General features: G+C 64.5%; 24 protein-coding genes. 15 read left to right on the top strand and 9 right to left on the bottom strand.

Annotated features, from left to right (window positions below; genetic code table 11):
- Positions 1 to 3: 3 nt before the first annotated feature.
- From dapF to H0I86_RS30495, 4 genes are read left to right on the top strand one after another with little or no spacing between them, the layout of a single operon-like run.
- The gene (gene dapF, locus H0I86_RS30480) at positions 4 to 834 is read left to right on the top strand and encodes a diaminopimelate epimerase (RefSeq protein ID WP_180923238.1); all 831 of its coding nucleotides are present in this window, start codon (positions 4 to 6) and stop codon (positions 832 to 834) included.
- 13 nt (positions 835 to 847) lie between these two features.
- Complete coding sequence (locus H0I86_RS30485) at positions 848 to 1,573, top strand: DUF484 family protein (RefSeq protein WP_180923239.1); 726 nt, start codon at positions 848 to 850, stop codon at positions 1,571 to 1,573.
- Between the two features lie 2 nt (positions 1,574 to 1,575).
- Positions 1,576 to 2,472, top strand: a complete 897-nt coding sequence (xerC, locus tag H0I86_RS30490) for a tyrosine recombinase XerC (RefSeq protein ID WP_038574777.1) — start codon at positions 1,576 to 1,578, stop codon at positions 2,470 to 2,472.
- Complete coding sequence (locus H0I86_RS30495) at positions 2,472 to 3,176, top strand: HAD family hydrolase (RefSeq protein ID WP_180923240.1); 705 nt, start codon at positions 2,472 to 2,474, stop codon at positions 3,174 to 3,176. Before xerC ends, H0I86_RS30495 begins: the two co-directional genes overlap by 1 nt.
- A gap of 103 nt (positions 3,177 to 3,279) precedes the next feature.
- Here H0I86_RS30495 and sutA read toward each other — a convergent pair whose 3' ends face one another.
- The 4 genes from sutA to glnK all read right to left on the bottom strand — a co-directional run bounded on the left by sutA (position 3,280) and on the right by glnK (position 6,053).
- Positions 3,280 to 3,603, bottom strand: a complete 324-nt coding sequence (sutA, locus tag H0I86_RS30500) for a dormancy-specific transcriptional regulator SutA (RefSeq protein ID WP_023967855.1) — start codon at positions 3,601 to 3,603, stop codon at positions 3,280 to 3,282.
- 101 nt (positions 3,604 to 3,704) lie between these two features.
- A complete protein-coding gene (locus H0I86_RS30505; protein ID WP_016703180.1) occupies positions 3,705 to 4,130 on the bottom strand; it encodes a secondary thiamine-phosphate synthase enzyme YjbQ in 426 nt (141 codons plus the stop codon).
- 211 nt (positions 4,131 to 4,341) lie between these two features.
- On the bottom strand, positions 4,342 to 5,679 hold the full coding sequence (locus H0I86_RS30510) for an ammonium transporter (protein ID WP_009051452.1): 1,338 nt from the start codon (positions 5,677 to 5,679) through the stop codon (positions 4,342 to 4,344).
- Between the two features lie 35 nt (positions 5,680 to 5,714).
- Positions 5,715 to 6,053, bottom strand: a complete 339-nt coding sequence (glnK, locus tag H0I86_RS30515) for a P-II family nitrogen regulator (RefSeq protein WP_002555808.1) — start codon at positions 6,051 to 6,053, stop codon at positions 5,715 to 5,717.
- Between the two features lie 416 nt (positions 6,054 to 6,469).
- On the opposite strand from glnK, the gene H0I86_RS30520 reads away from it, so the two are divergent.
- From H0I86_RS30520 to H0I86_RS30560, 9 genes are all read left to right on the top strand, one after another.
- On the top strand, positions 6,470 to 6,730 hold the full coding sequence (locus H0I86_RS30520; RefSeq protein WP_007926648.1) for an accessory factor UbiK family protein: 261 nt from the start codon (positions 6,470 to 6,472) through the stop codon (positions 6,728 to 6,730).
- A 221-nt stretch (positions 6,731 to 6,951) separates the two neighbouring features.
- Complete coding sequence (locus H0I86_RS30525) at positions 6,952 to 8,013, top strand: CDP-glycerol glycerophosphotransferase family protein (protein WP_180923241.1); 1,062 nt, start codon at positions 6,952 to 6,954, stop codon at positions 8,011 to 8,013.
- 4 nt (positions 8,014 to 8,017) lie between these two features.
- Positions 8,018 to 8,545 (top strand): adenylyl-sulfate kinase, encoded by a 528-nt coding sequence (locus H0I86_RS30530; protein WP_180923242.1) that lies wholly within the window; start codon positions 8,018 to 8,020, stop codon positions 8,543 to 8,545.
- Positions 8,539 to 9,111: a hypothetical protein gene (locus H0I86_RS30535; RefSeq protein ID WP_180923243.1), complete on the top strand. Its 573-nt coding sequence runs from the start codon at positions 8,539 to 8,541 to the stop codon at positions 9,109 to 9,111. Before H0I86_RS30530 ends, H0I86_RS30535 begins: the two co-directional genes overlap by 7 nt.
- On the top strand, positions 9,108 to 9,836 hold the full coding sequence (locus H0I86_RS30540; RefSeq protein WP_180923244.1) for a formyltransferase family protein: 729 nt from the start codon (positions 9,108 to 9,110) through the stop codon (positions 9,834 to 9,836). Before H0I86_RS30535 ends, H0I86_RS30540 begins: the two co-directional genes overlap by 4 nt.
- Positions 9,833 to 12,232 (top strand): PEP/pyruvate-binding domain-containing protein, encoded by a 2,400-nt coding sequence (locus tag H0I86_RS30545; protein ID WP_180923245.1) that lies wholly within the window; start codon positions 9,833 to 9,835, stop codon positions 12,230 to 12,232. The genes H0I86_RS30540 and H0I86_RS30545 overlap by 4 nt, the downstream gene beginning before the upstream one ends.
- Positions 12,229 to 12,861 (top strand): gamma-glutamyl-gamma-aminobutyrate hydrolase family protein, encoded by a 633-nt coding sequence (locus H0I86_RS30550; protein ID WP_180923246.1) that lies wholly within the window; start codon positions 12,229 to 12,231, stop codon positions 12,859 to 12,861. Before H0I86_RS30545 ends, H0I86_RS30550 begins: the two co-directional genes overlap by 4 nt.
- Before the next feature lie 6 nt (positions 12,862 to 12,867).
- A complete protein-coding gene (locus H0I86_RS30555; protein ID WP_180923247.1) occupies positions 12,868 to 13,617 on the top strand; it encodes a phosphocholine cytidylyltransferase family protein in 750 nt (249 codons plus the stop codon).
- Between the two features lie 118 nt (positions 13,618 to 13,735).
- Positions 13,736 to 15,229 carry a YifB family Mg chelatase-like AAA ATPase gene (locus H0I86_RS30560; protein ID WP_180923248.1) on the top strand — a complete coding sequence of 498 codons (1,494 nt, stop codon included), beginning with the start codon at positions 13,736 to 13,738 and terminating at the stop codon, positions 15,227 to 15,229.
- Between the two features lie 6 nt (positions 15,230 to 15,235).
- On the opposite strand, the gene H0I86_RS30565 is transcribed toward H0I86_RS30560, so the two are convergent.
- Positions 15,236 to 16,450 (bottom strand): aldose 1-epimerase family protein, encoded by a 1,215-nt coding sequence (locus H0I86_RS30565; RefSeq protein WP_180923249.1) that lies wholly within the window; start codon positions 16,448 to 16,450, stop codon positions 15,236 to 15,238.
- Positions 16,451 to 16,556: 106 nt separating this feature from the next.
- Positions 16,557 to 17,132 carry a TetR/AcrR family transcriptional regulator gene (locus H0I86_RS30570; RefSeq protein ID WP_180923250.1) on the bottom strand — a complete coding sequence of 192 codons (576 nt, stop codon included), beginning with the start codon at positions 17,130 to 17,132 and terminating at the stop codon, positions 16,557 to 16,559.
- Between the two features lie 114 nt (positions 17,133 to 17,246).
- On the opposite strand from H0I86_RS30570, the gene H0I86_RS30575 reads away from it, so the two are divergent.
- Complete coding sequence (locus H0I86_RS30575; protein ID WP_180923251.1) at positions 17,247 to 18,170, top strand: ABC transporter six-transmembrane domain-containing protein; 924 nt, start codon at positions 17,247 to 17,249, stop codon at positions 18,168 to 18,170.
- Between the two features lie 97 nt (positions 18,171 to 18,267).
- On the opposite strand, the gene H0I86_RS30580 is transcribed toward H0I86_RS30575, so the two are convergent.
- Both H0I86_RS30580 and H0I86_RS30585 read right to left on the bottom strand, forming a co-directional pair.
- Complete coding sequence (locus H0I86_RS30580) at positions 18,268 to 20,244, bottom strand: methyl-accepting chemotaxis protein (protein WP_180923252.1); 1,977 nt, start codon at positions 20,242 to 20,244, stop codon at positions 18,268 to 18,270.
- 189 nt (positions 20,245 to 20,433) lie between these two features.
- Positions 20,434 to 21,354, bottom strand: coding sequence for a LysR substrate-binding domain-containing protein (locus H0I86_RS30585; protein ID WP_009051546.1), 921 nt, complete (start codon positions 21,352 to 21,354; stop codon positions 20,434 to 20,436).
- 157 nt (positions 21,355 to 21,511) lie between these two features.
- Between H0I86_RS30585 and H0I86_RS30590 the strand changes: the two genes are divergently transcribed.
- On the top strand, positions 21,512 to 22,921 hold the full coding sequence (locus H0I86_RS30590; protein WP_180923253.1) for a NorM family multidrug efflux MATE transporter: 1,410 nt from the start codon (positions 21,512 to 21,514) through the stop codon (positions 22,919 to 22,921).
- A 42-nt stretch (positions 22,922 to 22,963) separates the two neighbouring features.
- Here the strand turns inward: H0I86_RS30590 and H0I86_RS30595 are convergent, their stop codons facing one another.
- Positions 22,964 to 24,637: a putative bifunctional diguanylate cyclase/phosphodiesterase gene (locus H0I86_RS30595; RefSeq protein WP_180923254.1), complete on the bottom strand. Its 1,674-nt coding sequence runs from the start codon at positions 24,635 to 24,637 to the stop codon at positions 22,964 to 22,966.
- Between the last annotated feature and the right edge of the window lie 13 nt (positions 24,638 to 24,650).

A 24,650-nucleotide genomic window follows, 5' to 3' on the forward strand; every position in this document is an offset into this window, starting at 1 on the left:
ACCATGCTGCTGCGTTTTACCAAGATGCACGGCCTGGGTAATGATTTCATGGTCCTCGACCTGGTCAGCCAGCACGCGCACATCCTGCCCAAACATGCCAAGCAATGGGGCGATCGCAACACCGGTGTCGGTTTCGACCAACTGCTGATCGTCGAGGCGCCGAGCAACCCGGACGTGGACTTCCGCTACCGGATCTTCAATGCCGACGGTTCCGAAGTGGAGCAGTGCGGCAACGGTGCACGCTGTTTCGCCCGTTTCGTGCTGGACAAGCGCCTGACCACCAAGCGCCAGATCCGCGTCGAGACCAAGAGTGGCATCATCGAACTGGATGTGCGCAACGATGGTCAGATCAGCGTCGACATGGGCGCGCCGCGCCTGGTGCCCGAGCAGATTCCGTTCGTGGCGCCGGCCCAGGCCTTGAATTACCAGGTCGAAGTCGACGGCCAGACCGTCGAGCTGGCCGCCGTGTCCATGGGCAACCCCCATGCCGTGCTGCGGGTCAACGACATCAACAGCGCGCCGGTGCATGAGCTGGGGTCGAAGATCGAACATCACCCGCGCTTTCCGGCCCGGGTCAATGTCGGCTTCATCCAGGTCATCGACCGTCAGCGCGCGCAGCTGCGTGTCTGGGAACGTGGCGCCGGGGAAACCCAGGCCTGCGGTACCGGCGCCTGCGCCGCCGCAGTGGCCGCGATCAGCCAGGGGTGGATGGATTCGCCGCTATTGATCGACCTGCCGGGCGGGCGCCTGTCCATCGAGTGGGCAGGCCCTGGCCAACCGGTGAAGATGACCGGCCCGGCAGTACGCGTATACGAAGGACAGGTGCGTCTTTGAATGAGCGAAAACCATGACTGATCAGCCTCAGGTTCCAGCCGAACAGCCCGACGAATCTCCTGCCGAAAACCTCGAGGCGGCGGCGATCGCCGCGTACCTGGAGGCTCATCCGGACTTCTTCGTCGAGCATGAAGAACTGCTCCCGGCGTTGCGCATTCCCCATCAGCGCGGTGACACCATCTCTCTGGTGGAGCGGCAGATGAAGATCCTGCGCGAGCGCAACATCGAGATGCGCCACCGGCTTTCGCAGTTGATGGACGTGGCCCGCGACAACGACCGGCTCTTCGAGAAGACCCGCCGCCTGATTCTCGCGCTGATGGATGCCAATAGCCTGGAAGATGTGGTGATGAGCGTCGAAGACAGCCTGCGCCAGGACTTCCAGGTGCCTTTCGTAAGCCTGATCCTGTTCAGCGACAGTGCCATGCCGGTAGGCCGCTGGGTCACCGCCGCCGACGCCCAGACCGCCATCGGCGGCTTGCTGACCGAAGGCAAGAGCGTCAGCGGCAGCCTGCGCGAGCATGAGCTGGACTTCCTGTTCGGCGAAGAGCAACGCCAACAGATCGGCTCCAGCGCCGTGGTCGCCATCGCTCATCAGGGCATTCACGGCGTGCTGGCCATCGCCAGCCGTGACCCGCAGCACTACAAAAGCTCGGTGGGAACGCTGTTCCTCAGCTATATCGCCGAAGTCATGGGCCGCGTGCTGCCGCGCTTCACTCACTCGCTACGCTCGGTTCTCTGACCATGGAACGACAACTGGACGCCTACTGCGAGCACCTGCGCAGTGAGCGCCAAGTGTCGCCCCATACGCTGCAAGCCTACCGTCGCGATCTGGAAAAGGTGCTGGCCTTCTGTGCCAAACAACAGGTCTCCAGCTGGTCCGACCTGGACATCCAGGGCCTGCGCAGCATGATTGCGCGCCTGCACCAGCAGGGCCAATCCTCCCGCAGCCTGGCGCGCCTGCTCTCCGCCGTGCGCGGTCTGTATCACTACCTGAACCGCGAAGGCCTGTGCAATCACGACCCGGCCAACGGCCTGGCGCCGCCCAAGGGCGAGCGTCGCCTGCCCAAGACCCTGGACACCGATCGCGCCCTGCAACTGCTCGATGGCGCGGTGGAGGACGATTTCCTCGCGCACCGCGACCAGGCGATTCTCGAGCTGTTCTACTCCTCCGGGTTGCGCCTGTCGGAGCTGACCAGCCTCGACCTCGAACAGCTGGACCTGGCCGATGGCCTGGTGCAGGTGCACGGCAAAGGCAGCAAGACCCGGGTCCTGCCGGTCGGCAAAAAGGCCCGCGAGGCGCTGCAACTCTGGCTACCGCTGCGGGCGCTGAGCAATCCGCCGGATGACGCGGTGTTCGTCAGTCAACAGGGCCGGCGCCTGGGCCCCCGGGCGATTCAACTGCGGGTCAAGGCCGCCGGCGAGCGCGAGCTGGGACAGAACCTGCATCCGCACATGCTGCGACACTCCTTCGCCAGCCACCTGCTGGAATCTTCCCAGGACCTGCGCGCCGTCCAGGAACTGCTGGGGCACTCGGATATCAAGACCACCCAGATCTATACCCACTTGGACTTCCAGCACCTGGCAGCGGTCTACGACAGCGCCCACCCACGGGCCAAACGCAACAAAGGCGGTGAGTAATGACGATCAAGCTGATCACCTTCGACCTCGACGACACGCTGTGGGATACCGCACCCGTGATCGTCAGCGCCGAAGCCGTACTGCGCCAGTGGCTGACCGACCACGCGCCGCAGCTGGGCGGTGTTCCGGTAGAGCATCTCTGGGCCATCCGTGAGCGCGTGCTGAACAACGAGCCGGGGCTCAAGTACCGCATCAGTGCGCTGCGCCGCCGGGTGCTGTTTCATGCGCTGGAGGAAGCCGGCTACGACCAGGGCCAGGCCAATGCCCTGGCCGACCAGAGCTTTGAAGTGTTCCTGCATGCCCGGCATCAGCTGGACATCTTTCCCGAGGTACAACCGACCCTGGAAGCATTGGCCAACCACTTCGCGCTGGGCGTCGTCACCAATGGCAACGCCGATGTGCGCCGCCTGGGGCTGGCGGATTACTTCAAGTTCGCCCTGTGTGCCGAAGACATCGGCATCGCCAAGCCCGACTCACGGCTGTTTCACGAGGCCCTGCAACGGGGCGAGGCGACGCCGGACACCGCCGTACACATCGGCGACCACCCGGGCGACGACATCGCCGGGGCGCAGCAGGCCGGCCTGCGGGCCATCTGGTTCAACCCGGCCGGCAAGGCCTGGGAGGCCGAGCGGCTGCCGGATGCGGAAATCCGCAGCCTGACCGAGCTGCCGAAACTGCTGGCGCGCTGGCACAACGGCGCCTGATAGCACGCTAGCGACCACCACAACGCAGTACCATCGCCCAACAAACGCCCATGAAAAAGCCCGCAGCGACGGCGGGCTTTTTCAGCAAGCAAGTGGCGGGCGCTTAGATAGGCCGGCTACCGTACTTGTTATCAGGCTTCTTGGGCGGGTCGGCAACCACATTGGCCTCGACTTCCTGCACTTTACCGCCACGGGCCAGGAACTCCTCCATGGCACGCGCCAGTGCATCACGCTCTTTGTTCTTGGCTTCGACACTCGGCAACTCGTCTACCGAGACGGCAGCCTTGGCCTTGCCTTTGGCGGTCGGGGCAGGAACATCACTGCCATCGTCTTCCACCACATCGTCGGCGGCCGCTTCAAGACCTTCTTCGGTTTCGTCTTCGTCGCCTACTTCGAGGTCGTCGTTTTCCAGATCATCGTCGCTCATGTTCTACCTCATGACTTGCGAAAAGCAGATTAGTTATAGCCCAGCTGAGCCGACTGTCGAAGGCCGCTGGAAAAAATCAACATCCACTGATAACCAGCGGCTTATGCCTTATCACCGTGCAAGGTGGCAAGGACTTTGCGGGCACCGCCATGATCGCGATGCTCGCCCAGATAAACGCCTTGCCAGCTGCCTAACGCCAAGCGACCTGCCGATACCGGCAAGCTCAATTGACAGCCTAGCAAACTGGCCTTGAAGTGCGCCGGCAGATCATCGGGCCCTTCGTCGTCATGTTCATACCCGGCCATGCCTTGAGGCACCAGGGTGTTGAAAAAACGCTCGAAGTCACGACGAACCGCAGGGTCGGCATTCTCGTTGATGGTCAACGAGGCCGAGGTATGCTGCAGCCACAAATGCAACAGACCGACCCGGCATGCCTTCAGCTCAGGCAGGCCGGCGAGCAACTCGTCCGTTACCAGATGAAAGCCCCGGGGCCTTGCCCGCAGGGTAATCAGAGTCTGTTGCCACATACAGTTCTCCGCACATTCGGCGCGCATTCTAGCGCGCTCTGGGAAAAAACAAAGTGCCGAATATTCCTCCAATGCTGTAAGTCATTGACCCGAAAAAAAAGCGCTTATCAAACTGGCTGACAAGCTCTGGGAAAAACCTTTCAGCTGTCTCTCAATGACAAAACGCAGACAAAAAAATGCCCGGCAAGCCGGGCATTTTTTTCAGGCGAAATTACAGGTTGTAACCACGCTCGTTGTGTTGCGCCAGGTCGAGGCCGACCGACTCTTCTTCCTCGGTGACACGCAGCCCGATGACCACATCCAGCACCTTGAGGATGATGAAGGTGACGATCGCGGTGTAGATCACCGTGAAACCCACGCCTTTGCACTGGATCCACACTTGCGCGGCGATGTCGGTCACGGTGCCGAAGCCGCCCAGCGATGGCGCGGCAAACACGCCGGTGAGGATCGCGCCAAGGATACCGCCGATACCGTGCACGCCGAAGGCATCCAGGGAATCGTCGTAACCCAGTTTGCGTTTCAGGGTGGTCGCGCAGAAGAAGCACACCACGCCCGCTGCCAGGCCGATCACCAGGGCGCCCATCGGGCCTACGGTGCCAGCGGCAGGCGTGATCGCCACCAGGCCGGCAACCACACCCGAGGCGATGCCCAGGGCGCTTGGCTTACCATGAGTCAGCCATTCGGCGAACATCCAGCCCAGCGCCGCGGCGGCGGTGGCGATCTGGGTCACCAGCATCGCCATGCCGGCCGTGCCGTTGGCGGCAGCGGCGGAACCGGCGTTGAAGCCGAACCAGCCGATCCACAGCATGGCCGCGCCCATCAGGGTGTACCCCAGGTTGTGCGGCGCCATCGGGGTGGTCGGGAAGCCTTTACGCTTGCCCAGCACCAGGCAAGCCACCAGGCCGGCGATACCGGCGTTGATATGCACCACAGTGCCGCCGGCGAAGTCCAGCACGCCCCAGTCCCACATCAGGCCGCCGTTGCCGGACCAGACCATGTGGGCGATCGGCGCGTAGACCAGGGTGAACCAGATGGCCATGAAGATCAGCATGGCGGAGAACTTCATCCGCTCGGCGAAGGCACCGACGATCAGCGCCGGGGTAATGATGGCGAAGGTCATCTGGAAGGTGATGAACACCGCCTCGGGGAACAGCGCCGCCGGGCCAGTCAGGCTCGCCGGGGTGACGCCGGCCAGGAAGGCCTTGCCCATGCCGCCGACGAAGGAGTTGAAGTTGACGACGCCCTGCTCCATGCCGGTGGTGTCGAACGCGATGCTGTAGCCATAAATGACCCACAGGATGCTGATCAGACCGGTAATGGCGAAGCACTGCATCATCACGGAAAGAATGTTTTTCGAACGCACCATGCCGCCGTAGAACAGCGCCAGGCCGGGAATGGTCATGAACAGCACCAGGGCCGTCGAGGTCAGCATCCAGGCGGTGTCGCCGGAATTGAGGACTGGAGCTGCCACTTCGTCCGCCGCCATGGCCAGGCCAGGCATTACGAGGGACAGCAGGGCTCCTAGCCCTGCGATTTTACGCAGAGTCATATTGTTTTCTCCTGGGGCGTTGGGTTTGGGGCGGCTTAGATGGCGTCGGTATCGGTTTCGCCGGTACGGATGCGAATAGCCTGTTCCAGATTGACCACGAAGATCTTGCCGTCACCGATCTTGCCGGTGTTGGCGGCCTTGGTTATCGCCTCGATGACCCGATCAAGATCCTTGTCGTCGATGGCGACGTCGATCTTCACCTTGGGCAGGAAGTCGACCACGTACTCCGCGCCGCGATACAGCTCGGTGTGCCCCTTCTGCCGGCCGAAGCCTTTGACCTCGGTAACGGTAATGCCCTGCACGCCGATCTCGGACAGCGACTCGCGCACGTCGTCCAACTTGAACGGCTTGATGATGGCAGTGACTAGCTTCATGAAACTTTCTCCCGAATTGGTGGACTTGCCCCAGGAAAACAAACCCGACTCAAGTCTAAGCGCAGTGCCTGGCTTTGTAACGCATCGTCGGTCTTCCTCGACCAGACCGACGCCAGCTAACCGCTGCCGACGAAACACTTCCCCGCTCCGCCTGCCGCACTGCATTCGTCACAGCGACTGCATCAGTGCATGGGTCATCAGCGACTAAGCAGAAACCTTGCCATCTCATGAAAACCCACTGATTTCAGTCCCTTGGCCGCCGCCACGGAAACCACTTCGCCATCATCGCCACGGATACGCACAACAACGGTGCGCCACTGCCCGGCGCGATGCGCGAAAAGCGTGCATCCCCGCCCGCCAATTGACTATAGACAGTGCGTGATACACTGCCCGCCATTGTTTTCAGGACACCTCCCATGCTCGCGCCCAAAGACCTCCTCGATGCCCTGAGCGGCCATGCCGCCCGCCTGTTCAGCGGCGATACCCCACTGCCCCGCGCCGAAATCGAAAGCCAGTTCAAGGCCCTGCTGCAAAGCGGCTTCAGCAAGCTGGACCTGGTCAGCCGGGAAGAATTCGACAGCCAGATGGTCGTCCTGGCCCGTACCCGCGCCCGCCTGGAAAGCCTGGAGGCGAAGGTCGCCGAGCTGGAAGCCAAGCTCAACCCGAGCGAGCAGTAACCTCCTCGCCCGCATTTGCCGGCTTGACCGTGCCCGCACCTGTCATTGGTCGGGCCGGTCCCTGCCGGCAAAGATTTTCCGCGCTGCCCGTTCATTTCCCTCCTACTCCGCCGATAACATGTCCAGCGTTTGCGATCCTGGCCACCCCTGGGCGAGCCATGCCGCGCAATACCGCTAAGCAACGCGAACGCTTGCCTCGACTTATTGCACCAGGTAGCCCTATGACCGCGCCAAAACCCTTCAGCCGCTTGGCCTTCTTCGTTCATACCGCCGAGATGCTCAATCACTATCAGGCGGTCTGGAGCCTGCTGGGGGCCGATGCTTTCGACGTGGTCCTGCATGGCACCCATGAAGAGCGCGCGCAAAGCCGCGAACTGATCGGCGGCCTGGGTTACAGCTGCCACGGCAGCCTGGATGTGATCAAGGCCAATCACCGCTATGACGTGGTGGTCTCCAACCACAGCATGTACGACCATGGCTCGCAGCCGATGATCAAGGCGCTGGGCCATCGGCAGGTGCGCTTCATGTACGCCCTGGGCAAGTACAAACACAACTTTTCCAGCTGGAACCGGCACTACGACCTGATCCTGTGTTTCGGCCCCTGGCAGGCCGAGCGTCTGCGCGAATGCTGCGACGCCGTGACCTTCCAGATGGGCTACCCGCGCTACGACGCCTACTTCCGCGAAACCTCGCGGCAAGGCCAGCATCCGACGGACCTGGGCCTGGACCCGACGAAAAAGACCGTGCTGTGGCTGCCGACCTGGATGGAGCTGTCGTCGATCAACCGCTTCGCCGACGCCATGGCCGGGTTGTGCGAGCGCTACAACGTCATCGTGAAGACCCATCCGCTGTCGGCGGAGGCCGATCCCGAGGCGCTGAAACTGCTTGAGCAATACCCGTTCACCGCGGTGATTACCCGCGTCTACGACAACCTCACCCTGTTCCGTTGCGCCGACTATGTGGTTTCGGACTACGGCGGAACCGCGTTCGGCGCCCTGTACCTGGACAAGAACCTGCTGCTGTTGAATGTACCGGACGCCGAGCAGGATGCGCTGACCGGCGAGGAGTCGCCCGATGTGCTGCTGCGCAACGACATCGTCAACCTCGACCCCGAGGCACGCTGGCAACTGGCCGACCTGCTGGGGGATGAAAGCCTCTGGCAACAGCAGGCCGCGGTCCGCCAGCGTCTGCGTCGCCATTACTTCGCTCCCAGCTATGGTTTCTCGGCGGAGCTGGCGGTCCTGGCGCTGCGCAACATCGAAAACATACTCAAGCAGGGGTGAAACCATGGTGATCTGGCTGGTCGGCATGTCAGGAGCAGGCAAAACCACGATCGGCCGGGCCCTGTATGCCAGCCTGAAAGCGCAACGGCCGCAGACCGTGTTCGTCGACGGCGACGAGATTCGCGCGCTGTTCCGCCATGACCAGCGGGCGGACGCCTACAGCGTTGCCGGACGCCGGGTCAACGCCGAGCGGATCCAGGCCCTGTGTGGCTGGCTCGATGGCCAGGGCATCGATGTGGTCTGCTGCATCCTGTCGATGTTCCAGGACATCAGCGACGACAACCGCCAGCGTTTCTCCAGCTACCGGGAAGTGTTCGTCGATGTGCCGCTGAGCACCCTGATCAGCCGTGACAACAAGGGGCTGTATCAGTCCGCCCTGCGGGGCGAGCAGAGCAATGTGGTGGGCGTGGACATCGAATACCCGCCGCCACAATGCCCGGACCTGGTGCTGCATAACCGTCACGAGCCCGACGATATTCCTGGCTACGTGGACCGCATTCGCCAGCTCTGTGGGTATCCACCGTCATGCTGAACTACACCTACAGCGACGGGGACCTGCTGGAAAACCCGCAGACCTACCGTTACAGCAGCTTCCAGGGCGAAGCCTTAGTCGATGCCTGGCGCACCTCGCGCCTGGCTGTGTGCGCCCACTTGCCGACGCCGGCCTTGCCCACGCTGCATCCACAAGGCCCGGCGCACGCCGCGGACAGCACGGCGCTGCTGAGCCACCTGTGCCTGGAAATGCGCGCGGGCGCCGGAGTCTCCGGCCCGCTGGCGGCCTACTGGCTGCCGCGCCTGCTGAAGAAATTCGAAGTGAGCAAACGCCTGTATACCGGCTACGAAGCCGCGGCTCCGCACCGTCCGCTGCCCTACGGCAGCTATGGGTCCGTACCGCCTTACCTACTGCTGGCCGAGTGCATGCTGCACGGCTGGCAGGCAAGCGGCGCGGCCTATTACCTCAGTGGCCTGCTCAAGCTGACGGACACCCTGGTGTCGCAGCAGGGCCGCCTCGACCCGGACCAGGGCGCCTACCTGGCCTGGCTGCTGACCCAGGAACAACAGGTGCTGGCCACAGTCGCCCGGGAGGCCGGCCTATGAGTCGCGCCCGCCTGCTGATCCTCTGCGCCCGCACCGCGCGCTCGGTCGCCTACCTGCAAGGCATGGCGGCAGCCGGTATCGAACCTGACGCGGTGATTGTCTATGGCCAGGGCGGCGGCGCGTTGCAAACCACCCGCGAGTTGCAGGTACAGCCACTCGCGGGACTGTTCTGCCCGGACCTGAACCAGGACATCGACACTTGCCTGGCCACCCTGGACTGGCCCCACGAGGTATGCCCGGCCCAGGCTCTCGACGACCCGCAGTTGCTCGCGCTTATCGCACGCCAGGCACCGGACCTGCTGGTCTACTCTGGGTACGGCGGGCAACTGGTGCCGGCGGCCCTGTTGAGTCGTTACCCGGTGCTGCATATCCACTCCGGCTGGCTGCCGGATTATCGCGGCAGCACCACCCTGTACTACCAGATCATCGAACAGCGCGAGTGCGCCGCCAGCGCCCTGCTGCTCGACGAGCAGATCGACACCGGCCCGGTGCTGGCGCGCAAGGCTTATCCGCTGCCGCCGCCAGGCATGGACGTCGACTACCTGTATGACAACGCGATCCGCGCCGACCTGCTGGTGCAAGTCCTTGGCCACTGGCGTCGCGAAGGCGCCCAGGCCCTGCGGCCCCTGCCGGCCGAGGCCGAGAAACCGCCGTACTTCATCATTCACCCGCTGCTCAAGCACCTGGCCCTGCTGGCGGTGGACAAGCACGAGGACGCGCCATGAACCAGGCCGCCGCGAACACCATTCGTTTCGGGACCAAGTCCGAAACCCTGGAGCGCCTGCAGCTGCGGGTCACCCGCTCGCGGATCCTGCCGCTGTACTTCTTCACCGCGCGGCAGTGGCTTGATGCCCCAGCGGACGTGCTGCAGAACATCGCCAGGATAGAGCATGGCGGTTGCGTGATCGTGCGCAGCAGCGCGCAGAACGAAGACAGCTTCAACAGCTCTATGGCCGGCCTGTTCACCAGTTGCCTGAACGTCAGCGCCACGGATCCACGGGCCCTAAACGCGGCCATCGAACAGGTGATTGCGTCCTTCGCCGAGCACCGCTGCGAGGACAACCAGGTCCTGGTCCAGCCGATGCTGACCTCGATCCAGATGAGCGGCGTGGTGATGACCCACGACCTGGAGCATGGCGCCCCTTACTACGTGGTGAACTACGACGACGAGAGCGGCCTGACCGATACCATCACCGGCGGCCAGGGCATCCAGAAAACCGTGCTGGTCTACCGTGACACCGAGAGCCCCCAGTTGCGCTCCCCACGCCTGCAGGCGGTGATCGATGCCTGCCGGGAGCTGGAAATGCTCTGCGGTAACGTGCCGCTGGACATCGAGTTCGCCGTCGACCGCCACCAGCAGGTGTATGTGCTGCAGGTGCGGCGCATCACCCTGTGCAACACCTGGCATCCGGTCACCGAACGGCGGGTGGCGCGCCAGCTCGAGCACATCCAGCGCTTCCTGGGCAAACGCCTGGCGCCCCAGGCCGGCCTGTATGGCGACAGCACCCTGCTGGGGGTGATGCCCGACTGGAACCCGGCGGAAATCATCGGTACCACTCCGCGCCCGCTGGCGGCCTCGTTGTATCGGCGCCTGGTGACCGATTCGACCTGGCGCGAAGCCCGCGCCCTGATGGGCTATCACCACCCGCGGCACCAGGCGCTGATGGTGATGCTCGGCCATCACCCGTATATCGACGTGCGCTGCAGCTTCAACTCGTTCCTGCCGGCAGGCCTGGAGCCGAAGTTGTGCAACAGGCTGGTCAACGCCTGGCTGCAGCGCCTGCAGGCCCACCCGCAATGGCACGACAAGGTCGAGTTCGAAGTCGTCCAGACCTGCCTGGACTTCACTTTCGATGCCGACTTCGCCGAGCGTTATGGCGACAGCCTCAGCGCCGCCGAACAAAGGGCCTATCGCACGGCCCTCGATCAGCTGACGCTGCGGGCGCTATGCAGTAACGGCGCCGGCGCGCTGCCGCCCTTGCTGGACCAGGTGCGCGCTCATGAGCGCCAGCAGCAAAGCCGCCGTCTCGACGCCATTCCAGCCGACCTCGACAGCATCCACCGCTTGCTGCTGGACTGCCGCGAGCAAGGCACGCTGCCGTTCGCCATGCTCGCCCGGCATGCATTCATCGCCGAAGCCCTGCTGCGCTCGGCCTGCCGCCGTGGCGCCCTGAGCAACGAGCGCCTGCTGGCCTGGAAGCAGTCGATCCACACCGTCACTACCGAACTGACGCGCGAATACGCCCAGGTCTGCGCTGACGTCCGGACACTGCCGGCCTTTGTCGCCAAATTCGGCCATCTGCGCCCCGGTACTTACGACATCACCTCATTGCGTTATGACGAACGCCACGACCTGTTCGCTGCCGCGACCGTCGAGCTGGGTCATGGCAAGAGTTCGCAAGCAGCCTTCCAACTGCAGCCTGAAGAACGCCAGGCCCTGCAGCAGTTGATCGACGAACAAGGCTGGCCGCTGTCGACCGAACACCTGCTGGACTATGCCAGCCAGGCCATCCAGGCCCGGGAATACGCCAAGCTGGTGTTCACCCGGGACCTGTCCGATGCCCTGCAACTGCTGGTGAGCTGGGGCGCCGACGTTGGCCTGGCCAGGGAAGACCTGTCCTTTCTCGATATCCACCCGCTGCTCGACAGCCTCACCACGCCGCTAATGGACGACACCGACCGGGTCCTGCTGGAAGCGGCCAGCCAGGCGCGACGCAGTTATGAACAGGGTATCTCGCTGAAGCTCGGGCACCTGATCAGTGCGGTCGACGATGTGTTCGTCGCACCGCTGCATCGCAGCCTGCCCAACTTCATCACCCGGCAGAACGTCGAAGCCGTCGGCATGGAATTGCGTCAGGACACCCCAGCCTCGGCGCCGCTCAAGGGCAAGATCGTCTGCATCGAAAATGCCGACCCCGGCTACGACTGGGTCTTCACCCGCGGTATCGCCGGGCTGGTCACCCAATACGGCGGGGCCAACTCGCACATGGCCATCCGCTGCGCCGAATTCGGCATTCCTGCGGCCATCGGTTGTGGCGAACAGCTGTTCAATCGAATCCTGCGCAGCCCGCGCATCGCCCTCAATTGTCGCGACAAGACCCTGAACCCGGTGCAGCCATGAAACGCCTGGGCATCACCCTGAGAACCTGCAACCCGCAGGCCTATCACGAACCGCGCGATGGCCTGGCCAGGGACTGGTACCGCTTTTTTACCGAACTCGGCTGTGGCAACCAATGGCTGCTGCTGCCCAATCTGGGCGAGGACACCGTGGCCTACGCCCAAGACCAGGGCGTGCAAGGGGTGATCTTCAGCGGTGGCGACGACCTCGGCGGCGACCCGTTGCGCGATCAGAGCGAACAGGCGCTGCTGGCCCACTGCGTGGCCGAGCGGCTGCCAGTGCTGGGGGTCTGCCGTGGATTGCAACTGATCCACAGCTTTTTCGGTGGCCGGCTGGCCGATGCCGACCGCGACGTGCACGTCGCGCAACGCCACCTCATCACCTTGCTGGCCGCCGACGAGCTGCCCTGGCTACCGGGCCAGGCCGCTTCGCGCTCGGTCAATTCCTTCCACGGCAAACAGTTGCTCGACCCGCTGCCCGCCACCCTGCGCCCCTGGGCCCTGGACGCTGCCGGGACCTGCGAGGCCCTGGTGCATACCAGCCTCAAGGTGGCCGGCATCATGTGGCATCCCGAGCGCGAAGCAGCGCTGGACGAAGCCGATCGACAACTGTGCCAATGGCTCTTTGAGTGACCTGACATGAAAGCCGTAATTCTCGCCGCCGGCCGCGGCTCCCGCCTGAAAGACCTGACCGCCGCACTACCCAAGCCCCTGACCTGCCTGGCTGGCAAGCCGCTGCTCGAATGGCAGCTGCAAGCCCTGAAAAACGCCGGGGTCGACGAGGTGCATCTGGTCAGCGGCTATTGCAGCGAAGCCCTTGAAGGCTACGGCCAGAGCCGGCTGTACAACCCGCATTGGGCCAGCAGCAACATGGTGCGCAGCCTGATGCGCGCCGATGCCCTGCTGTCCAGCGAACCGACCCTGGTGTGCTACGGCGACATCGTCTATCGCCCGGATATCGTCCGCGACCTGATGGCCTCCCAGGCGCCCCTGAGCATCACCTACGACCTCGACTGGTGGGACCTGTGGTCGGCGCGTTTCGATGATCCCCTCAGCGATGCCGAAAGCTTCCGCCAACAGGCCGGCCGGCTACTGGGCATTGCTGAAAAGGTCGCCAGCCGCGAAGAAATCGAGGGCCAATACATGGGCCTGCTGAAATTCACCCCCGAAGGCTGGAGCCAGGTCCGGGCGCTGCTGTCCGGCATGAGCGCCCCGCAGATCGACAAACTGGACATGACCAGCCTGCTGCGCGCCCTGCTCCAGGCCGGCACCGCTATCGCCACCGTGGCCATTCGCGGCGGTTGGGTGGAAGTCGACAATCAGACGGACATCGCCCTGTACGAACAACGCATCGTCCAACCGGGCTGGTCCCACGACTGGCGCGGCTAAGCCGGCCGCCGCAACATCCTGAGCCGATTTACCGGCGCGGCAGTGCCCCGGCCAGCGCACACCGGGGCTACGCTTGCACAACCGCAGGATGCGGTTTCCCAGTCTCAAGGAACGAGTCATGTCTCTGGCCATTGTCCACAGCCGTGCCCAGACCGGCGTGCAAGCGCCAGCCGTGTCGGTCGAAGTTCATCTGGCCAACGGCCTTCCGGCCCTGACCCTGGTGGGCCTGCCCGAAGCGGCGGTCAAGGAAAGCAAGGACCGGGTGCGCAGCGCCATTCTCAATGCCGGCTTCGATTTTCCGGCCCGGCGCATCACCCTCAACCTCGCCCCGGCCGACCTGCCCAAGGACGGCGGGCGCTTCGACCTGGCAATCGCCCTGGGCATACTGGCCGCCAGCGTGCAGGTGCCGACCCTGGCCCTGGAGAATGTCGAATGCCTGGGCGAGCTGGCGCTGTCCGGCGCGGTTCGTCCGGTGCGCGGCGTGCTGCCGGCGGCCCTGGCCGCGCGCCAGGCCGGACGCACGCTGATGGTGCCGCGCGCGAATGCCGAGGAAGCCTGCCTGGCGTCAGGACTGACGGTGATCGCAGTCGATCATTTACTGGAAGCCGTTGCACATTTCAACGGCCATACACCGATCGAGCCCTACGCCTCGGACGGCCTTCTCTACCAGAACCGACCCTATCCCGACCTGAATGAAGTACAGGGCCAACTGGCCGCCAAACGCGCGCTGCTGGTGGCCGCGGCCGGTGCGCACAACCTGCTGTTCAGCGGCCCTCCGGGCACCGGCAAGACCTTGCTGGCCAGCCGCCTGCCCGGCCTGTTGCCGCCGCTGGAGGAGCAGGAGGCCCTGGAAGTGGCTGCCATCCAGTCGGTCACCAGCCACATTCCCCTGAGCCATTGGCCGCAACGGCCCTTCCGTCAACCTCATCACTCGGCTTCTGGACCAGCGCTGGTGGGGGGTGGCTCGAAGCCGCAACCCGGGGAAATCACGCTTGCCCATCACGGTGTGCTGTTCCTCGATGAATTGCCGGAATTTGATCGCAAGGTACTGGAAGTCCTGCGCGAGCCGCTGGAGTCGGGGCAGATCGTCATCGCCCGGGCCCGTGACCGGGTGCATTTTCCCGCGCGTTTCCAGCTGGTAGCGGCGATGAACCCCTGTCCCTGTGGATATCTTGGCGAGCCCAGTGGCCGCTGCCGCTGCACACCGGAGCAGATCCAGCGTTATCGCAACAAGCTCTCCGGGCCGCTGCTCGACCGTATCGACCTGCATCTGACCGTGGCCCGGGAAAGCACAGCCCTCAACCCCAAGCCACAAGCTGGGGACAACACCGCGCAAGCCGCGGCCCTGGTGGCCCGCGCCAGGGAGCGGCAACAGCAACGCCAGGGTTGCGCCAATGCTTTTCTCGACCTGCCGGGCCTGCGCCGGCATTGCCAGTTATCCACAACCGACGAGCGCTGGCTGGAAACCGCTTGCGAACGCCTGACCCTGTCCCTGCGCGCCGCCCACCGCCTGCTCAAGGTCGCCCGCACCCTGGCGGACCTCGAGCAGGTCGAGCAGATCAGCCGCGAGCACCTGGCCGAGGCGCTGCAATACCGGCCGGCCGCTAGCTAAAGAGGATCACTCCTTGCTCAGGTCCACCAGCGGCGTCGGCCGTACTTCGGTCTGCCGGCCGTTCTGGATCTGGCTGATCTCGGCCAGGGACTTATCCACAGCCGCCTTGTCGGCCAGCAGGCTGTAGCGGATCTGGAATTGCTTGCTCTGCCTGGCCTCGATGGTCGGTACCAGGCCCAGCGGGCGCTGGTAGCGACGGTTGTAGGAGAAGCTGGTGCCGGGCTCCAGGCCGGTCACGTAGCCCTGGCCCTGGGTATCGGTGTTTTTCCACAGGGAGAACACCGGCAACTGCCGGGTATTGAAGCCCACCGCCACACCGAGGGTGCCGGCCTTGTTGTGCAGCACCGTCAGGGTGTCGCCCTGGGCATCGGCATAAGGCACCACGTTGTAGACGGTCTCGTCGTAGTCCCGGGTCGGGCCGCGGTAGGTCTGCCAATCGGCGAGGTCGCCCTTGGCCTTGTCATTGAAAGGCGATACTTGCTTCACCGGTGCGGCGAACTTCGCGCCCTCTTCGAGGAACGGCGTGCTGAAGTTGCTGTGATACAGCGCCTGGTATTCCTTTGGGTAGTCGCCGTTGTTGGTCAGGATGTCGTTGAGGGCAAAACTGACACTGCCCGGCTCGGTCACCAGCTCGGTGGCCACCGAGAAATCGACCTTCTTGAACGCCTGTTCCTTGAGCTCGCCGCGCAGGCTGATGGCGTATGGCGGCTTCTCGTCGATATGCAGGGTGACCTTGTTCGCCGGGATGTTCGCCGCGCGACCGTGCAAGGTCAGCAGCTCGCCGTTATCCATGCCCGGATGCCCGACCCACTCATAGCCGCAGCGGGTCACCAGCTCGTTGAAACCTTCCAGCCAGCCCAGACCGCCGCGACCGTTGAGCTCGATGAACGCCGGGTTGACCACTTCCTTGACCGGCGAATCCCACCCCATGCGCACCGGACCGATGGAGGCCTGCAGCACGTTCATGCCACGGGTCGGCACCACCGAGAGCTTCATCGCGCCATTGTCGATATAGACAATGCTCACCCCCTCCTGACGCCCGCCATGCAGGGTGCGCAGGGTCACGGAAAAGGGTTGTTCAGTCTTTACTCCCAGCTGTTGGCTGGTGATATGGAAGTCCTGGGCGGCCTTGTCGGTATCGAGCAGGACATAGTCCCAGGCCATGGCGTGGGAAGCAGCGGTGAACGCGGAAAGAGCGACCAGCAGTCTGAGCGGTGTCATGGGCGTGTGCCTTTATTGGAGTTGTGGGATTTTTATAGCGCTGATGAATCGTTTCAGCAACCTAATTTCCGCAACCAGCCGGCACACTCGAACGCCTCTCCAGTGCTCAGCGAATCTTCAATAACAGCTCGACCACTTCCATCACCTCATCCATTGCCGCTGCGGCGGCCTCGGCCGAGGGTCGCAACAACAGGCCGTCGGCATAGCCCATGATCTGGGCGAAGATCTGCCGGGCTGCGCGTGCGGGTGATGCGCACTGGAAAACCTGGGCCTGCACGCCGGCTTCGATGATGCTGGCGAGCATGGCCTGCCACTGCTCATCCACCCTCTGGTAGGCCTCGGCCAGCGCGGTGTCGTGCATGGCTTCATCCCAGGCATCGAGCCACAGCGCCCAGCTGTCTTCGGCAGAAACCGGCAGGCAATCGCGCAGGAATCCGTGCAGGGCCTCCAGCGGCGGCAAGCCAACCAGGGGCGCGCCTACGGCGTCCAGTTGCTCGTTGGCAAAACGCACGAAGGCTTCGCGACGCAATTCATTCCAGTCGCTGAAGTAGTGATAGATGTGGCTACGGGACAGGCCGGCGTGGTCCGCCAGATCGCGGGTGGAAACCGCGGCGAAGCCCTTGCTGAGAAACAGCTCCAGGGCAGCGGCGATGATCTGGTCTTTGCGGTCGGTACGGGACATGCGGGCATTACCTCGGGACGCCGGTGGATGGATAGCGCTTGCGTTTTGAGCGATCGCTCAAATACCATTGAGCAGTCGCTCAATAATAGCGTTTATCTTCCATCCGGTGCACTCATGCCAGCCGTTACCCCGCAAGTCCTGATCGATGAAAGCAAAAAAATCGGCCAGCAATCCGCCAGCCAGACCCTGAAAGCCATCGCCCGCGCCTACCCCGGCAAGCTGTTCTGCACCTTGTCGCTGGTGGCGCTGGAGAACGCGCTACTGCTGGCCTACCCGCTGTTTGCCGGGTTCGCTGTGGACTCGATCATTCGCGGCGACGCCGGCAGTGCCCTGGTCTATGCGCTGGTGGTGCTGGGGTTCTGGGTGGTCGGGGCTGCGCGGCGGGCGGTGGATACCCGCACCTTCACGCGGATCTACGCCGACCTGGCGGTGCCGGTGATCCTCAACCAGCGCCTGCAGAACCAGAGCACCTCCACCGCCGCGGCGCGGGTGGTGCTGGCCCGGGAGTTCGTCGACTTCTTCGAGAAACATGTACCGACCATCGCCACCGCGCTGGTCTCGATTGTCGGCGCGGCAGTGATGCTACTGGTGATCGAACCCTGGGTCGGCCTGGCCTGCCTGGTGGCCTTGCTGCTGTGCATCACCCTGCTGCCGCGCTTTGCCCGGCGCAATCAGGAACTGCATGAGCGCCTCAACGACCGGCTGGAAAAGGAAATCGGCCTGGTGGCCAAGGTCGGGGCCACGTCCCTGCAACGGCACTACCGGCTACTGTCGCGGCTGCGGATCTGGCTGTCGGACCGCGAGGCGGCGGCCTATCTGCTGCTCGGCTCGGCGGCCGCGCTGCTGTTCGTGATCGCCATCAGCCAGTTGGCCCTGACCGAGGGGGTCAAGGCCGGGCATGTGTATGCGGTGATGACCTATCTGTGGACCTTTGTCAGCAGCCTGGATGAAGCACCGACCATGGTCGATCAACTGGCGCGCCTGCGGGATATCGGCAAGCGGGTGGACCCTGGGTTGGGGGAGAAGGCCGAGGGATAAGGCGGTCGGTCTGACGTGATCGCGGGCAATCGAGCGTCGACCGGCCGCTCCTACAGATGCCGTAACCCTGTAGGAGCGAGGCTTGCCCGCGAGGCTGTCAGCGGAAGCGGTCGACTTCCTGGCGCAAGTCCGCCGCCAGCTTCTCCAGTTCCTTGGCGGTGATCGCCAGGTTCGACACCACTTCGCGCTGTTCGCTGTTGGCCAGGGCAATGCTTTGCAGGTTGCTGCTGAGCAGGGTCGCGGTGCTGCTCTGCTCCTGGGTCGCGGTGGTGATCGCGGCGAACTGCTGGCCGGCCGAGCGGCTCTGCTCGTCGATGCGCGCCAGGGCCGAGGCGACATTGGCGTTGCGCGACAGGCCTTCCTGCATCAACACATTGCCCTGCTCCATGGTGGCGATGGCGTTGCCGGTTTCCTGCTGGATGCTGTTGATCATCCCCGAGATTTCGTCGGTGGCTTCACGGGTCCGCGAGGCCAGGTTGCGCACTTCGTCGGCGACCACGGCAAAGCCGCGACCTTGTTCGCCGGCGCGCGCGGCTTCGATGGCGGCGTTGAGCGCCAGCAGGTTGGTCTGGTCGGCAATCGCGGTGATCACCCCGACGATGCCGCCGATTTCCTCGGAGCGCTGGCCCAGGGTATTGATCACCGTCGCGGTGCTGTTCAAGGCGCCGGCGATCTGCTCCAGCGAGGCCGAGGCCTCCTCCATCGAGGCGCGGCCGATCCGGGTCTGCTGGGTATTTTCCTGGGCCAGGCGCTCGGTGTTGCCCATGTTGTCGGCGATGTTCAGCGAGGTGGCGCTGAACTCCTCCACCGCCCCGGCCATGCTGCTGATCTCGCCCGACTGCTGCTCCATGCCCTCGTATGCCCCGCTCGACAACCCGGACAGCGCCTGGGCCCGGCCATTGACCTCCTCGGCGGCCTTGCGGATGTGCTCGACCATGGTCGACAGGGCCTGGCCCATCTGGTTGAAGCTGCCCGCCAACTGGCCGATCTCATCCTGGCTGGAAACATTCAGGCGCGCGCTCAGGTCACCCTTGCCCAAAGCATCGGCCTGGCGCACCAGATCACCCAGGGGCGCAAGCTTGCTGCGCAGCAGCCAGACCGTGGCGCCCACCGCCAGCAGCATCGCCAACAGACTGCCGATGACCAGGCGCGTACCGACGCTCCAGGTCACCGCCCGGATTTCGGGCTTCGGCATGCTCGCCACCACCGACCAGGGCCCGCCTTCGAAGGGGACGGCGACACTGTAGAAATCCTCGCTCTTGTCGCTCCAGAAGCGGCCCTTGCCCGGCTGCCTGGCCAGTTCGGTAATGGTCGTCCCCGCCTGCTCCAGGGCCTGTACGCCAGCCGGCGGAACCAGCCATTTATGCTGCTCGTCGAGCAACGCCAGGGAACCGGTCTGGCCGATGCGGAAGCGCTTGAGGTTGTCGAACTGGGCGTTCTGCGCGTCGGTGTAGTCGAAGCCGACGAACAGCACCGCGATCACCTTGCCGGCGCTGTCCCGCACCGGGGTGTACTGGGTCATGTACAGGCGCTCGAAGAGCAGCGCGCGGCCGACATAGCTCTGCCCCGCCATGAGTTTCTGGTAGGCCGGGTGCGCGTGGTCCAGCAGGGTGCCAATCGCGCGGCTGCCATCCTGCTTGCTCAGCGAGGTGCTGACACGAATGAAGTCGTCGCCACTGCGCACGAACACGGTCGCCACGCCGGCGGTCATCTGCTTGAACTCGTCAACTTCCTCGAAGTTGTTGTTCAGCACTACGTCACCCAGATGCAGGCCCGGGGTCTGGGTACCGGCTACGGTCACCGGCTGGTCCGGGTGCAGGCTCAGGCCGCCGCTGAAACGCTTTTCGAACAGCCCGCTCAGGCGCTGGGTGCTTTCGCGCAGGGTGCTGTGGAAGGTATTGAGCTGGTCGGCCAGCAGCCGTGCCTCACTGGCCAGGTGTTCTTCCCGGGTGTCGAGGTTGGCGGCGTCCAGCGAGCGCAGGGCGAAGACAGTACTGCCGCTGATCACGATCGCCAGTACCACGGCGAGTGCGAGACCAAGCTGCGAGGCGATCCGGGCACGAGGTTGAGGCATGACAACTCCTGGCCGAGAGACCGGATCGTCCTGATCGCGTCACACGCTCGGCAATGGTTCTAATAAGAATGAGATGTCGGAACCGATCAGAACGAAGGTTCCACTTCCAAGGATTCGGCGGCGTCGCTCAATACTTGAGCGAGTTGCACGGGTATCGCGCAGGCCCCTTGCCGTGGGGCCTTCATTGTTTCAGCCGAGGCGCTCTACGTCGGGCAGTTGCATGGCCCGGACCTCGTTCTGGAGAAAATCGCTGAGGCGGCGCAAACGTTCACCTCCAGGCCGGGTCTTGGGCCAGACCAGGTAGTAGTTCTCGCCACTGGCCACCGCCGTCGGCCAGGGCAGGCTCAGCCGTCCCTGGGCCACATCCTCGGCCACCATCAGCAGATCGCCCATGGAAACCCCGTAGCCCCGGGCCGCGGCGATCATGCCCAGCTCCAGGGTGTCGAACACCTGCCCGCCCTTGAGCGAGACCTGCTCGGACAGCCCCATGCGCTCCAGCCAGTTGCGCCAGTCGCGGCGATCCGGAGTCGGGTGCAGCAACTCGGTGGCGGCCAGTCGCGCCACGTCCCACGGTTGGTCGTTGAGCAGGTTCGGCGCACCCACCGGGATCAGCAATTCCGGAAACAGGTAGCTGGCCTCCCAGTCCGGCGGAAAGTGGCCGTTGCTCAGCAGCACCGCGCAGTCGAAAGGCTCCTGGTTGAAGTCCACCGAATCGACGTCCATCCAGGCGCTGGTCAGTTGCACCTCGTTGCCCGGCTGCAGATGGCGGAAGCGGCTCAGGCGCGCCAGCAGCCAGCGCATGGTCAGGGTCGAGGGCGCCTTCATGCGCAGGATGTCGTCTTCGGCGCGCAGGGTATTGCAGGCGCGCTCGAGGGCAGTGAAGCCTTCGCGGATACCCGGCAACAGCAGGCGCGCGGCCTCGGTCAGTTGCAGGTTGCGCCCGCTGCGCTGGAACAGCCGGCAGGCGAAGTGATCTTCCAGGGTGCGGATATGCCGGCTGACCGCGCTCTGGGTGATCGACAGCTCCTCCGCCGCGCGGGTGAACGAGCTGTGTCGCGCCGCGGCTTCAAAGGCACGCAAGGCATACAGGGGCGGAAGACGACGGGGCATGGCAGCACTCCACAGGCGCAATGGCGCCAACTTACCAGAATCGGCAAAGCATGAGTTTTAATCATGCCACCAATCGTTTTTATCCCTTTGTGAAAGTCGCCGAGAGCGCCGAGAATCAAGCCTCTTAACTGCCTCCCCCGTATCGAGACCGATGACCATGCAGCATCCAGCACGCACCGAACTCTGGGCCATCCTGCGGCTGGCCGGGCCGCTGATCGCCTCACAGTTGGCGCACATGCTGATGGTGCTGACCGACACCCTGATGATGGCCCGCTTGAGCCCGGAAGCCCTGGCCGGCGGCGGTCTCGGCGCGGCCACCTATTCGTTCGTGTCGATCTTCTGCATCGGCGTGATCGCGGCGGTCGGGACCCTGGTCGCGATTCGCCAGGGCGCCGGCGACATCGAAGGCGCCGCGCGCCTGACCCAGGCCGGGCTCTGGCTGGCGTGGCTGATGGCGCTGGTCGCCGGCCTGCTGCTGTGGAACCTCAAGCCGGTGTTGCTGCTGTTCGGCCAGACCGAAACCAACGTGCAGTCCGCCGGTCAGTTCCTGCTGATCCTGCCGTTCGCCCTGCCCGGCTACCTGAGCTTCATGGCCCTGCGCGGCTTCACCAGCGCCATCGGCCGCGCCACGCCGGTGATGGTCATCAGCCTGGGCGGCACGGTGGCCAACTTCCTGCTCAATTACGCCTTGATCACCGGCATGTTCGGCCTGCCGAAACTGGGGCTGGTGGGGATCGGCCTGGTCACCGCGATCGTCGCCAACTGCATGGCCCTGGCACTGGCCTGGCACATCAAGCGCCACCCGGCCTATGCCGCCTACCCGCTGCGCCAGGGCCTGGCGCGGCCCAATCGCCAATACCTGCGGGAACTCTGGCGCCTGGGCCTGCCCATCGGCGGCACCTACGCGGTGGAAGTCGGGCTGTTCGCCTTCGCCGCGCTGTGCATGGGCACCATGGGCAGCACCCAGCTGGCGGCGCACCAGATCGCCCTGCAGATCGTCTCCGTGGCCTTCATGGTGCCGGCCGGGATCTCTTACGCGATCACCATGCGCATCGGCCAGCACTACGGCGCCGGGCAGCTGTTGCACGCGCGCATGGCCGGGCGGGTCGGGATCGCCTTTGGTGGCGCGGCCATGCTGGGCTTCGCCATGGTGTTCTGGCTGTTGCCGAACCAGTTGATCGGGCTGTTCCTCGACCATGACGACCCGGCCTTTCGCGACGTGATCAACCTGGCGGTCAGCCTGCTGGCGGTCGCGGCCTGGTTCGAGCTGTTCGATGGCACACAGACCATCGCCATGGGTGCGATTCGCGGGCTCAAGGACGCCAAGACCACCTTCCTCGTGGGCCTGGGCTGCTATTGGCTGATCGGTGCGCCGGCGGCCTGGCTGATGGCCTTCACCCTGGGCTGGGGCGCGACCGGCGTGTGGTGGGGCCTGGCATCGGGGCTGGCATGTGCCGCCATCAGCCTGACCCTGGCCTTCGAATGGAAGATGCGCCGGATGATTCGCCGGGAAGGTGCGGAGCCTGTCGCGCGGGATAACTTCCAGGCCGCCCAGGATTCCCTGTAGCGGCATGAGCTCGAGGGCTCCTGCAGCTACAGCGGGATGCCGTCAGCTGACCTCGCCGACCAGGACCTGCTGGCTTGCGCCGAACGTCAGGTATTCCACCAGTTCCGCCAGCGGCAGCGGCTTGCTGATCAGGTAGCCTTGCGCCTGATCGCAACCGAAGCTGCGCAGCAAGGCCAGTTGCTCGGGGGTTTCCACGCCTTCGGCCACCACCTCGAGATGGAGGTTGTGAGCCAGGTTGATCATGGCGTGCACCAGCTTGCGGTTCTCTTCGCGCTGCTCCATGCCGCCAACGAAGCTCTTGTCGATCTTGAGCAAGGCAATCGGCAGGCTGTTGAGGTGCACGAAAGACGAGAACCCGGTGCCGAAATCGTCCAGGGAAAACCGCACCCCCAACCGGCCCAGCGCGTCCATGGTCTGCTTGACCAGATCGCTGCGGCGCATCACCGCGGTTTCGGTCAACTCGAACTCCAGCCATTGCGCCTCGACACCCCGCTCGGCGATCAGCCGGCTGAGAGTCGACAGCAGCTGGCTGTCCTGGAACTGGCGGAACGACAGGTTGACCGCCATGTGCAGCGGCGCCAGGCCGCGTTCGCGCAGGGCCTGCATGTCGCGCAGCGCCCGGGAGATCACCCAGTAGCCCAGCGGCACGATCAGGCCGCTCTGCTCGGCCAGCGGCACGAACTCGCTCGGCGGCAACAGCCCGCGCTCGCCATGGCGCCAGCGCACCAGGGCCTCGAGGCCGACGATCTGCCCGTCATGCAGGTTCAGGCGCGGCTGGTAGTGCAGCTCCAGCTCGTCGCGGCGCAAGGCCCGGCGCAGTTCGCTTTCCAGGTCGGCGAGGCTGCGGGCATTGCGGTTGATGCGTTCGTTGAAGATATGAAAGGTACAGCCCTGGGTGCTTTTGGCCTGCTGCATGGCGATGTGCGCATGCCACATCAGCGGGTCGGCGCCGGCATTCGCCCTGGCGTGGGCGATGCCCAGGCTGCAGCCGATCAACAGGCTTTCGCCATCGATCCAGTACGGCTCGGCCATGACTTCGACGATGCGCTCGGCCATCCACTCGGCGCGCTGCGGCGCCCGGCGGGTATCGATCAGCAGGGCGAACTCGTCGCTGCCCAGGCGCGCCAGCTGGTCCCCGGCCTCAAGCTGGCTCTTGAGCCGCGAGACCACTTGCAGGATCAACCGGTCGCCGGCCTGGTGGCCCAGCGCATCGTTGGCATGCCGGAAGTTGTCCAGATCCAGGTGCCCCAGCGCCAATCCGCGCCCTTCGTTTTCCGCCAGGCGCGCCGCCAGCAGGGTCTGGAAACCCTGGCGGTTGGCGATGCCGGTCAAAGGGTCCTGCTCGGCCAGGCGCAACAGGGTGCTTTCCAGCACCCCGCGCTCACGCACATGGCGCAGGCAACGGCGCACCGTATCGGTACTGAGGTTTTTATTCACCAGCCAGTCGCTGGCGCCGGCTGGCGTGTTCAGCGGCTCCTGCTCCAGCAGCAATACCGTGGGCAGGCTGCAACGACCGGGAGCCGGTTGCAGTTGGGGAACGGTCAACAGAATCGCAGAGCGGTCTTCATCGAACAGACGGCTGACAGATTCCCAGGTCGGCGCACTGATCAGCACCACCGAGTCTCCCAACGGAGCGAGACACTCGCGCAACAACGCTGCCCACGCCGGCTCTTCGGCCAGCAGCAGCAAGCGCAAGGGTTCGACAGGCTTGGACAAGCTAGCTCCCTAG

The sequence above is a fragment of the Pseudomonas chlororaphis subsp. aurantiaca genome (genome assembly GCF_013466605.1).
In the GTDB taxonomy this organism is placed as follows: domain Bacteria; phylum Pseudomonadota; class Gammaproteobacteria; order Pseudomonadales; family Pseudomonadaceae; genus Aquipseudomonas; species Aquipseudomonas chlororaphis_I.

Bases quoted from the DNA above. Each gene is read 5' to 3' on its own strand.
- dapF (WP_180923238.1), top strand. From the start codon at position 4: ATGCTGCTGCGTTTTACCAAGATGCACGGCCTGGGTAATGATTTCATG.
- H0I86_RS30485 (WP_180923239.1), top strand. From the start codon at position 848: ATGACTGATCAGCCTCAGGTTCCAGCCGAACAGCCCGACGAATCTCCT.
- xerC (WP_038574777.1), top strand. From the start codon at position 1,576: ATGGAACGACAACTGGACGCCTACTGCGAGCACCTGCGCAGTGAGCGC.
- H0I86_RS30495 (WP_180923240.1), top strand. From the start codon at position 2,472: ATGACGATCAAGCTGATCACCTTCGACCTCGACGACACGCTGTGGGAT.
- sutA (WP_023967855.1), bottom strand. From the start codon at position 3,603: ATGAGCGACGATGATCTGGAAAACGACGACCTCGAAGTAGGCGACGAA.
- H0I86_RS30505 (WP_016703180.1), bottom strand. From the start codon at position 4,130: ATGTGGCAACAGACTCTGATTACCCTGCGGGCAAGGCCCCGGGGCTTT.
- H0I86_RS30510 (WP_009051452.1), bottom strand. From the start codon at position 5,679: ATGACTCTGCGTAAAATCGCAGGGCTAGGAGCCCTGCTGTCCCTCGTA.
- glnK (WP_002555808.1), bottom strand. From the start codon at position 6,053: ATGAAGCTAGTCACTGCCATCATCAAGCCGTTCAAGTTGGACGACGTG.
- H0I86_RS30520 (WP_007926648.1), top strand. From the start codon at position 6,470: ATGCTCGCGCCCAAAGACCTCCTCGATGCCCTGAGCGGCCATGCCGCC.
- H0I86_RS30525 (WP_180923241.1), top strand. From the start codon at position 6,952: ATGACCGCGCCAAAACCCTTCAGCCGCTTGGCCTTCTTCGTTCATACC.
- H0I86_RS30530 (WP_180923242.1), top strand. From the start codon at position 8,018: ATGGTGATCTGGCTGGTCGGCATGTCAGGAGCAGGCAAAACCACGATC.
- H0I86_RS30535 (WP_180923243.1), top strand. From the start codon at position 8,539: ATGCTGAACTACACCTACAGCGACGGGGACCTGCTGGAAAACCCGCAG.
- H0I86_RS30540 (WP_180923244.1), top strand. From the start codon at position 9,108: ATGAGTCGCGCCCGCCTGCTGATCCTCTGCGCCCGCACCGCGCGCTCG.
- H0I86_RS30545 (WP_180923245.1), top strand. From the start codon at position 9,833: ATGAACCAGGCCGCCGCGAACACCATTCGTTTCGGGACCAAGTCCGAA.
- H0I86_RS30550 (WP_180923246.1), top strand. From the start codon at position 12,229: ATGAAACGCCTGGGCATCACCCTGAGAACCTGCAACCCGCAGGCCTAT.
- H0I86_RS30555 (WP_180923247.1), top strand. From the start codon at position 12,868: ATGAAAGCCGTAATTCTCGCCGCCGGCCGCGGCTCCCGCCTGAAAGAC.
- H0I86_RS30560 (WP_180923248.1), top strand. From the start codon at position 13,736: ATGTCTCTGGCCATTGTCCACAGCCGTGCCCAGACCGGCGTGCAAGCG.
- H0I86_RS30565 (WP_180923249.1), bottom strand. From the start codon at position 16,450: ATGACACCGCTCAGACTGCTGGTCGCTCTTTCCGCGTTCACCGCTGCT.
- H0I86_RS30570 (WP_180923250.1), bottom strand. From the start codon at position 17,132: ATGTCCCGTACCGACCGCAAAGACCAGATCATCGCCGCTGCCCTGGAG.
- H0I86_RS30575 (WP_180923251.1), top strand. From the start codon at position 17,247: ATGCCAGCCGTTACCCCGCAAGTCCTGATCGATGAAAGCAAAAAAATC.
- H0I86_RS30580 (WP_180923252.1), bottom strand. From the start codon at position 20,244: ATGCCTCAACCTCGTGCCCGGATCGCCTCGCAGCTTGGTCTCGCACTC.
- H0I86_RS30585 (WP_009051546.1), bottom strand. From the start codon at position 21,354: ATGCCCCGTCGTCTTCCGCCCCTGTATGCCTTGCGTGCCTTTGAAGCC.
- H0I86_RS30590 (WP_180923253.1), top strand. From the start codon at position 21,512: ATGCAGCATCCAGCACGCACCGAACTCTGGGCCATCCTGCGGCTGGCC.